Source organism: Salinimicrobium profundisediminis (assembly GCF_026241755.1).
In the GTDB taxonomy this organism is placed as follows: Bacteria; Bacteroidota; Bacteroidia; order Flavobacteriales; family Flavobacteriaceae; genus Salinimicrobium; species Salinimicrobium profundisediminis.
On the sequence record NZ_JAPJDA010000021.1, the window covers coordinates 72199 to 82639 of the forward strand.

Genomic DNA, 10441 nt, shown 5'->3' on the forward strand with positions numbered 1-10441 from the left:
TAATTAAAACTGAAGTTGAAGACCACCTGTAATTGTCCTGGTGCCTGCAAATCGGGAACCACCGCGAGGCAGCTCAGGATCCATTCCTTCATATTCCGTAAGGGTGAATAAGTTCTGTCCGTTTAGAAAAATTTTGCCATTCTGGATGCCAGCTCGTTTTAAAAGCTGGGAAGGAAGAGCATACCCAAAAGTCAAAGTTCTCAGGCGTAGAAAGGAAGCATCCACAACAGAGAAATCCGAGCTCAAAACTCTTAAATAGGCCGTATTAGCCTGTGAAGAGGCTGACACCTGCTGATATATGCTATTCTCTTCTAATGCCTGGTATGTTGCTGCACGTTGATTGCTTAAATGGCCAGCATTAAAAAAATCTAAGGTGCCATCTTGTTTAACAAACTCCCACAAAAACTGCAGGGTAAAATTTTTATAACTCAGGTTGTTAGATATTCCGCCAAAGAATTTCCTTCCAAAATTCCGTGTCACTACCCGGTCCTCATAGCCATATCGACCATCCTCATTAAAATCCAATACCTGGTAAAGACCTATCTCAGGGTCAATTCCTTCGTATTGGTAAAGCAGGGAGATGTTTAAAGGATAGCCCACTTTATAAATATTTGCATACGAAGATTGCTCGATTCCCGGATAACTTACCAGTTCATTATGGGGTAAAGTGATATTGAAATACGTTTGCCAGTGGAATTTTTTAGAGCGGAAATTTGTAGAAGAAATTTCTATTTCAAGTCCCTTATTCTCTACGGTTGCCGGAAGATTGGCCTGAATGGAAGAAAAACCGGTGGTTGAAGGTAACACATAGCCAACCAGTTGATTTGAGGAGCGGTTACGGTACCAACTAAGACCAAGGTTGAGGCGGTTTTTGATGAATCCCAGTTCTATGGCAGCCTCCAGTTTTTTATTTACTTCCCAGGAATATTCAGGATTAAAAAGTTGAGTAGGATATAATCCTCCTGGTCCAGGAGTGGCTTCGTAGGCATCCAGATATCCATAATCGCCAATTTGGTCACTCCCGGTCGTCCCATAGCTCATTCGGAGTTTTCCAAAACTCAAAAAACCATTATTTCGAAACGGCGATTCTTCAGAAAACACCCAGGCACCACCTATGGCGCCAAAGTTAGCCCACTTTTTATCGGGGCCAAACCGGGAGGAACCGTCTCGCCTTCCGGTAAAGTTGATAAAATATTTCTTATCCCAATCCAGGCTCAGCCTGCCAAATATGGCGGCATAACGATATTTCGAGTTTTCACTTGAAGCATTTATGATCTGTTCAGCTGCAGTTAGATTTCCAATGAGGGATTCAGCGACATAACCTTCCCCTTGCAAAGCCATTTGGTGGTACGTACTCTCCTGAAATGTTGCACCAATGAGTCCTTCAATATTTCCTTTCCCCATAGGTTTTACATAAACCAACTGAGGTTCTATGATCCATGATTTCCTCTCTATCTCTAAATGTGATGATGAATGATCAATATTCTGCCAGTAGGCAGGATTTAACGACCTTCTTGGTCTTTTTACTACCTCACCGCTATTAAACGAAGTGTACCCAAAATTTCCTTTCAGACTTAAATTCCGGAAAATATGATAGGAAACCCCCAAACCCGAAACCAAATTTTGAGACTGTGTATCGCTCCTGTTATAAAATCCCTCCAATGGATTATTTAAACCTGCTTCCCCCCATTCTTCCCAGTTTAGCTCTCCATTCTCTAAAAAAACAGCAGGAGCATTTGGTGGTAATCGAAAAGCATTGGTCTCTAAATTGACATTCCCGGCTAAGACATTATCATCCACACCAAAATTAACGGAGAGATTGATATTTAGCTTTTTATTTTCTGAAATATGGTTCAGGTTAAAGCTTCCTGTTACCTTTTGGTAATCAAAATCTCCGGGATAGACTGTTCCCTGTTTATGGTAAGACCCGCCTAAACGAAAAGAAGTGTTTTCATTACCTCCCGAGCCAGCCACATTTAGATCTGTAATAGGAGAAATCCCTCCAAAAAAGAAATCCTGCCAGTCTGTATATCTTTCCTGGTCCCATAACATCAAGTCGTAAGCATTGGTGGGGGAAGGTTCCACCCCATCGTTCTCAAAAGCCTGCCTGCGAATTTGCAGGTATTGCTCTGTATTTAATAAATCTATCCTATTGGGAACTGTGGCAGTCCCTGAGTAGAAACGGAGGTCAAGCCCAGATGTTCCTCCTTTTCCTTTTTTAGTAGTAATCAATACAACCCCATTAGCACCACGGGAGCCATAAATGGCTGTAGCATCGGCATCTTTGAGTACTTCAATACTTTCAATGTTAGAAAGGTTCAGAGTATTTAGAGGGTCGATTCCTGTATTACTTAAAAGGCTATTGCTTTCCATAGGGGTGGAATTGACAGGCACTCCGTCAATAATGTAAAGAGGATAATTCCCTTCCTCCCGTAAACTGTTTCTTCCTCTTATTTGAATGGTAGGTGCCATCGCAGGATGGCTGCCGCCAGGAATGATCTCCACCCCCGCCATTCTCCCCTGCAAAGCCTGTAGAGGGCTAATTACGGGCTGTAGTTCTATCTCTTCTGCGGTGACGCGGGATATGTTTCCAGTACTTTCCCTGCGGGTAGTGTTATAGTAACCAGCATTGATCTCTACCTCCCCAAGGGAAGAAACATCCTCTTCCATTTGGATGTTAAGGGTGCTTTCCTGTTCCAGGACAACTTCTACAGGTTTAAAACCCAAATAGGTAAAGACGAGAGTGTCTCCCTGGGTGGCACGTATGGTAAATTCTCCATTTACGTTGGTGACTGTTCCTTTGGTTGCTCCCTTAATAAAAACGGCAACACCCGCTATTGGCAGTCCCTGTAGGCCTGTTACAACGCCTGTTACTTCCTGTTGGGCGTTTTGATTATCTAAAAAGTTAGGAGCATTTACTGCTGTGGCTTTCCAGGTAATTACAGAAAGCAGCAGGATGAGACTTATAAGCACGATTATTTTAAACCGGCCGAAATTATTTTTCATAATTTTGCAGTGATTGAATGAAACTTTGTTTCGTTTGATGTAAGCCTTCCGGAAAGATCCGCTAAAAGTAACCGGAAGGCTATTTTTTATGTTTATTTTGTTCTTATAATTGAACAAAATAGGCTGTCCCTTAAGGGTAATGATAAGAAGTTACTGTTTCATTGGCACCTTATTTAGTTACACAAAAATTAAAACTCCCCCCTATGAGGGGAATGGGGGAATTTTTCCCACCCACCCGTCACCACTGCAACATAGGGGTAGCAGTTATGGTGACCCACCGGGACTAACGGCTAAACTAGCTCCCGTCAATGAACCTTAACAATGGCTAATCCCGTTAAGGCAAAAGTTGTAATAATGTTTTGAGAACCATCTATGTGAAGAAACAAATGCTTTAAAGCAGTTAAACTGAAAGCGCCTAAATACAAAATGGGCGTGAAACTTAACTTATCAAGTAGAGGTACTGGTATACCTTGCAACGATAAGAAAAAAGCCCACGCCCGGGTCGTGAGCATCCTAGCTTATCATCTCGTTGCTAAAAATTACCAGTTTTCTACTTGAGACTCTAAGCGAATGCTTCTAATATTTTACTTTAAGAAGTTTCGCAAATATATTAATATCAACCAAATATATACAAAAATTTGAATACATCCACATGGGGATGTGATTTTTAACTGAATATGGCATTTATTTCCTTTCATTATGGGAAATAAAAGAATTGAAATAATAATTTCTGAACTTGATTTCTATTTAATAAATAGGATAAGAGAATTACGTGAAGAGGCCACTCCACCCATTGCACAAAACAAACTTTCGCGTGAACTTGGGTTTGCAGAAGGGTATATTAGCAAGGTGGAAAATTTTAAGGAAAGGTCGAAATATAACCTTTGGATTTTAAATCGCTTAGGTAGGATTTTAAATCTTAATTCTTTTAATGACTTTTTCCCTTCCGACTTTTTTCAAAATGATATTGTAAAAATAAAAATCGAATATTTTCATTATCCTTTAAGTAATCAAAAGGGTAAATCTTCATTTAAATTTCAGGTGATTTCAAAAACTCCATTGACCGAGGAGGAATTAGAGAAATGGAAAAGGAACAAACTACCTTATTGCCGGGAAATATGATTTTTAGAGAACTAGAATTTTAAGTTACTGTATTCATTCAGTTTTTCTCTTGAATTCAAGGTAACCTCATCCACAATTTTATTGCTCTGTACATCATAATCAATTGCCACGGAAAACATTGATAAGCCATAAAGAACAAATCTCTTCCCTTTTCACGGGTAGGAATAAAGTAACATTTAGAATAAGCCAAGTGATATTGTTCATGTTCATGCAACATTCCAAGTTATGGAGTTAATCCATTGCGAATTTTAGCAGAAAGTTCCTCAAGTTCTTTTGATTCCTATTTCAAAAGTTACACGTAAACAATTCTCATGAACAATTCGCAGCTATTTTCGCATGACCGTTCCCGAAATTTATCCCTTTAGTTGGAATCTTCTCATCAATAGTGCGAATAAAATATCAAGATTTAAGAGGTAATTTCGTTCCTTTAGAAATCCAAGATATAAATATAAGGAGTTGTTAGATTAATTAAAAAAAAATACATTTATTGCATCTAATTTTTTCAAAATTTTTATTTGAAATATTATTACTTTGTTCCTTAAAAACAAGCCTTCATCCCTTTTTCTTTTGAGAAAGATTCACTCTCTTTTATATAACTGTTCAATAGCAAATGATATCCCCAAAAATCAATATAAGATCTACTTTAGAATCTATTAGTGCCGAAGTTCTGAATGGGCATAATTATATACGGAGTGATTACGCCAGAGGAATTTTAAATTATCCTGCAATGATGGTCCCTTCCGTCCAAGAACCAATTATTGAAAAAATTTCTAAAACATTTCCAACAGAAGTATCATTAATGGATCCTTTTATGGGAGCCTCAAATACACTTGTGACTGCTATGAAATTTGGAATGAACATTTTTGGTCAGGATATAAACCCCTTATCTTTATTGATTAGTCAAGTCAAAACTTCCTATTACACTTTACAAGAATTAATAGAAGCTCAAAAGGTATTAAAAGAGAGAATTGAAAGGGACAGAAAAACTAAAATAGAAGTGAAGTTCCCTAATATTGACAAATGGTTTACTCGTCCAGTTCAATTACATCTTTCGCAAATATTTCGTGCAATAAAGCAAGAACCCGAGTTAAAAATAAGGAAATTGCTTTGGGTAAGCTTAGGAGAGACAATTCGTCTTTCTAGCAACGACCGCACTTCCACATTTAAACTGCATGCAAGAAAGCAAAGTGAAGTACAGAAAAGAAATATATCTGCTAAAGAAATATTTTTTTCAACTCTTGAAAAGAGCATCAAAGACATCAATAACTTCTGTAAAATTTTAGAAGAAAAAAAACATATCGAAAACAACAAGTATAAGTATTCAGCAGAAGTAAAGTGGGGCAATTCTCTGGCTGAGATAAAAACTAAGAAGAAGTTTCAGATTATGGTCACTTCCCCTCCATATGGTGATAATCATACAACGGTCACCTATGGTCAATTTTCGTATTTACCCCTTCAGTGGATCCCGAAGGAAGACATAGATGATTCAATAAATCTGGATTATCTAAGAACAACCCAAGAAATTGACAGAAAAAGTCTTGGAGGTAGAAAGAGTCCAGATTTTGAAAATGCTCAAAACTATCTTTTCCAAACTTGTCCAACTATAAATAAATTATTTGTTTCCTACAATTCAAAAGAAAAGATAAAAGCTGAAAAAATCATCAATTTCTTTTATGACTTAGACAAAACTATAGATAATATAATAGAAAGAATAGTGCCAGGTGGCTATATGGTATGGACTATTGCCAACAGGAATGTAAATTACAAAGAAGTAAAAAATACCGAAATATTAACGGAACTCTTAGCAAGTAAGAATGTCTGCTTGGTCACAAATCTTGAAAGAGATATTCTGAGCAAACGAATGCCTAACAGAAATAATTTTTCTGATCTAATGAGGAAAGAAAAAATTCTTATTTTTCAAAACAGGGAATAATTTGAACTAAAAAAGAATAATGATCGACTTAACCGACTATTCTCCCAACCAGAGAAAAGCTATTACTTCAATTGACAAACACCTGCGAATAATTGCATGTGCCGGATCAGGTAAAACTACAACAGTGGCAGGTAAGGTAGCTTATTTACTTGATCCAAAGAATGATTTTAATGTCTCTCCTGAAAACATCATAGCTTTTACATTCACTGAAAAAGCAGCTGCAGAATTAAAGACTAAAGTATTGGAAAACGTTGGTCATTTTCGGGGTATGGCTAATATGTATACCGGAACAATCCATGGGTGGTGTTTAAAAGCACTACAAGAAAACGAATATTTATACCAAAGCTATTCTGTTCTCGATGAAATAAAGTTAAAGCTCTTCATTGATAAACATTACGACTCGATTGGAATGAAAGAAATTTCAAAATTATCCAATCCCTCTGTGCCATTAAGGAGATTCGTTGATACATCTTTATTTGTAAAAATAATGGATATTATTAGAGAATCTGACAATAACAACTTGCCTACTAATCTGCAGTTAGCAAAAAAGAAATATGAGGCAAAGTTGAAAGAAAATAAGTTTTTTGATTTTTCAATGATACTTGAAAAAGCTTTGGAAAATTTAGAATCAAAAACAAATCTATTTTCAAACATCCAATCCAATCTTAAATATTTAATAGTTGATGAATATCAAGATATTAATCCCATTCAGAATAAACTAATACAAAAACTACAGCATATTAGTAACTGTAATTTAATTGTCGTGGGAGATGATGATCAGAATATCTACCAATGGAGAGGAAGCAATAATAAATATATTATAAATTTTGAAAAAAATTTTAGTGAGAATAGTGTTCAAAGTATTCCCTTATCGGAAAATTATAGGAGTTCCCCTGGGATAACTAAAATTGCCGAGACTCTCATTTCGAACAATAAGGAACGAATTCCCAACAAACAAATGCTATCTGCTGAAAAGCAGAACTTCGAGAGAGGTAAAGACATTTTGTATAATAGGTATGAATCTGTTGAAGAAGAAAATCGAGCTATTGCACAATACATTAATGACATTATTGGTGTACCGTTTACTGATGGAAATGGCACTAGAGGTCTAGCATTTTCCGATATTTCAATTTTACTACGAACATGGAATAAAGCTGAGAGTATAGTACAAGCACTCGAAGATCATAATATACCTTATATTACTGCTGGTGTTAACCAGCTATTCGACACGCCTGAAATAGAAGCTGCTTTAGGAATTTTCAGCTTTCTTTACAGTGATATCGATGAAGAAGAACTGGAATTAAAATGGGTTAGTCTACCTAACAATTCACTCAATAAAAGAAACCTCCAAAAGGCTATTGAAAATTTGAAAGAGAAATTTCCCAATCTTCCTTCCGTAGATAAAAATTGGGAATACTCTCTGCAAAAAATATTTTGGGATTTTATTTATACTTCAGAGGCTTTTGAAGAAGCCTTTATTATTGAAACTTCAAATGCTCTTTTTGAAAGAACAAAAGAAAGAGCGGAGATCATGTTTTTTAATTTTGGTAAATTTAGCCAAGTAATTAGTGATTTTGAGGAAATTAATTTCAATAGTTCTAGCCCTCGATTCCATCTATTCAGTTTCCTTAGCTTTGTTAATTACGTTGCCCGAGATTACTATCCGGAAGGATGGTTAAACAATCCTTATAAAACTCCAAACGCTGTACAGATAATGACCATTCACCAGTCGAAAGGTTTAGAATTTCCAGTTGTAATACTTCCAGGATTGAATAAAAACTATCTACCAGCAAAAAAAAGAGGAGGTCTTAATGAATGGCATTTTTTGGATCGACAGTTAATAGTGGATCAACAAAGGTATGAAAGGGATCCTGACAAAGAAGATGAGAGAAGACTTTTATATGTTGCTCTTACCAGAAGCAAGAAATACTTATTACTAACACAGGCTCCTGATTTGAATAATCGCCTATACAAAATAGAATCAGAGTATATTCAAGAATTGAATAGAGCCCGTGACGGTGTTTTTCCCGTGATGATTTCAGATAAAAAATTCAGATTTTCTAACGAAACAAAAATAACACCACAACCCCAAGAAAAGGTGAACAACATTGCCCTGGACTTCACCACACTTAAAGATATTTTTGACTGCCCATATAGATTCAAACTAGTATCTGTCTTTGGCTTCCGTTATCCCTTAAATCAAAGGATGGGAGTAGGTCGTTCATTTCATAATTGTTTAATGGAGCTCCACAAGAGAGGTAAAAATGGAGAGATTTTTAATACTGAAGAACTACAAGATTTAATAGATAGACAAATACATTTCCCATATTTAACTAATTCTATAAAATTACAAGAACCTCTTCGGAAAAAAGTGGAAAAAAATGTGATTGAATATCATAAAGACAATCACTATGACTTCGAACATATTGAATTTATTGAACAGGATATACAATACAAACTAGATGAAAACATTCTCGTCCTTGGCAGAATAGATCTAATAAAAAAAATCAAAAGCAATGGGCAGCACGAGACTATTATCATTGAGTTCAAAAGTGATGAAGAAAACGCAGATCTTCCTATTACCAGAGATCAATTAAAGCTTTACGCATTAGGTCATAGGGAACTAACAGGTGAGACAGCTGATTACATTATGACATACGTTATCGGTGAAAACAAAGTGAAGACTCCCGAAAAATTGTACCCAGAAGATCTACAAGAAATAGAGGACAAAATTCGAAAATCTGTTAATTTTATTTGGTCAGAAAATTTCCTTAAAACTAATGATTTTAAAAAATGTAATTCCTGCTATCAAGTTAGATTATGCAGCCGAAGCATTAATAAGGAAATAAAAGTTAGAAAATAAGCTATGGGAGCATATAAAGAACGGCGAACCGCTATCCGAAATGTAAAAAAGCTTATTCAGAATCCTGCTAACGTCTTCTGCATACATTATTCACAGAGCCAGACTTATGATGATGATTATGGTAGTATTTCTCCTATTATAACTTCAATAGTTATTAAATCTTTAGATGAGAAAATAGATAAACAATTTGCTATACATTTTGAGGCTGACAAAGCAGGAATACCAAAAGATCAAATACAGGATTCATATCGCGAACTCGAATTAAGGATATTGAAATCTTTTAATGACTTTGTGAAGCGACATAAGAATTGTACTTGGGTTCATTGGGATATGAAAAACATTCACTTTGGATTTGAAGCTATCAAACACAGATTTGAAAAAATTTTTGAAGATTTAGAAAATTATCAGGAAATTCCCACTAATAATACTCATAGTCTTCTTATTATTCTAGAACGAATGTATGGTGAAAATTTCGTCGAAGGTCCAGACAAGCTTGAATCACTTATCGTCTTCAATAATAATGGTCTTCAAGAAGGATTGTATTTACAACGGTCAACAGAATCTTCAGAATTTGCAAATAAAAATTTTAAAGGGGTAATTGATTCTGTGGATTGCAAAGTGGAATTCTTAAAAAAAGCTATTAAAAAGCTAATAACAAAAGAATTAAAAATTCAAAACAAGAATTTATATTCCCTTTTCATAGATTTCATCACACACCCTATTTTTCATTTCATTGGATGGATAGCAACAATTTCTGGTTTAGTAGCTGCTATCATTGCTCTTAAATAGCTGATATTCGACCAAATTTAACAATTGAAATAGAAATTTAAAGGCAAGGAACCAATGGTTGACATGACTAAGCGTTGAAATTTACAAGTTTTTCGTAAGAAGCTTTCACAACTTATAATAAGCATACCAAAGAGAATTACGACACCCAAAATGATCATCTGGAAGAAATCTGGCTATTTCGGTTCGAATTGTGCCAGTGATTTCGGTCGGTTAGTGCCAGGCATTTCGGTTTGATTTGTGCCACTTTATGGCAGCACTGGAAACTATTACGGTTCAAATTGTGCCAGTAATATCGGTTCGTTTGGTTCCACTTCCGAAATACAAAGAACAATAACGGTTTGTTTTGTGCCAGTCGTGTCGGTTCGTTTTGTGCCACTTTGAAAGATCAAGTAAAACTATCTTGTTGCAAAACTGTAATAAGATATGGCCAACACCCTTGATCCAATGGACTTAAAACAAATTATTACCTTGAGCCTGGATGGTTTTAGCAATCGTAAGATAGCTACCACTCTAGGCATCTCCCGCAACACGGTCAACAGCTATATGAAATTTTTCACGGCCAGTGACTATTCATTTAAAGAACTACTTTCCTTTGACAATGCACGTCTAAGTGCACTTTTTCCTTCACATACCACTATTGATAATAAGCGGCATGATGAACTGATGCTATATTTTGAGGGGGTCAATAAGGCCCGGAATCATCCTGGTTTTACTTTTCTGTACCATTA

6 protein-coding genes are annotated in these 10441 nt (G+C 35.9%); 5 read left to right on the forward strand and 1 reads right to left on the reverse strand.

Annotated elements, in window-relative coordinates; all coding sequences use genetic code 11:
* Positions 1-3: 3 nt before the first annotated feature.
* Positions 4-3006, reverse strand: a complete 3003-nt coding sequence (locus OQ279_RS13200) for a SusC/RagA family TonB-linked outer membrane protein (protein ID WP_266070430.1) — start codon at positions 3004-3006, stop codon at positions 4-6.
* A gap of 699 nt (positions 3007-3705) precedes the next feature.
* On the opposite strand from OQ279_RS13200, the gene OQ279_RS13205 reads away from it, so the two are divergent.
* From OQ279_RS13205 to OQ279_RS13225, 5 genes are all read left to right on the forward strand, one after another.
* Positions 3706-4128: a hypothetical protein gene (locus OQ279_RS13205; RefSeq protein WP_266070431.1), complete on the forward strand. Its 423-nt coding sequence runs from the start codon at positions 3706-3708 to the stop codon at positions 4126-4128.
* A gap of 610 nt (positions 4129-4738) precedes the next feature.
* Positions 4739-6061 (forward strand): hypothetical protein, encoded by a 1323-nt coding sequence (locus OQ279_RS13210; protein WP_266070432.1) that lies wholly within the window; start codon positions 4739-4741, stop codon positions 6059-6061.
* A 19-nt stretch (positions 6062-6080) separates the two neighbouring features.
* Positions 6081-8924 carry an ATP-dependent helicase gene (locus tag OQ279_RS13215; protein WP_266070434.1) on the forward strand — a complete coding sequence of 948 codons (2844 nt, stop codon included), beginning with the start codon at positions 6081-6083 and terminating at the stop codon, positions 8922-8924.
* Between the two features lie 3 nt (positions 8925-8927).
* Positions 8928-9713 (forward strand): hypothetical protein, encoded by a 786-nt coding sequence (locus tag OQ279_RS13220; RefSeq protein WP_266070436.1) that lies wholly within the window; start codon positions 8928-8930, stop codon positions 9711-9713.
* 423 nt (positions 9714-10136) lie between these two features.
* Positions 10137-10441 (forward strand): sigma factor-like helix-turn-helix DNA-binding protein (locus tag OQ279_RS13225; RefSeq protein ID WP_266070439.1); only part of this gene is annotated, 305 nt, incomplete at its 3' end.

Bases quoted from the DNA above. Each gene is read 5' to 3' on its own strand.
- OQ279_RS13200 (WP_266070430.1), bottom strand. From the start codon at position 3,006: ATGAAAAATAATTTCGGCCGGTTTAAAATAATCGTGCTTATAAGTCTC.
- OQ279_RS13205 (WP_266070431.1), top strand. From the start codon at position 3,706: ATGGGAAATAAAAGAATTGAAATAATAATTTCTGAACTTGATTTCTAT.
- OQ279_RS13210 (WP_266070432.1), top strand. From the start codon at position 4,739: ATGATATCCCCAAAAATCAATATAAGATCTACTTTAGAATCTATTAGT.
- OQ279_RS13215 (WP_266070434.1), top strand. From the start codon at position 6,081: ATGATCGACTTAACCGACTATTCTCCCAACCAGAGAAAAGCTATTACT.
- OQ279_RS13220 (WP_266070436.1), top strand. From the start codon at position 8,928: ATGGGAGCATATAAAGAACGGCGAACCGCTATCCGAAATGTAAAAAAG.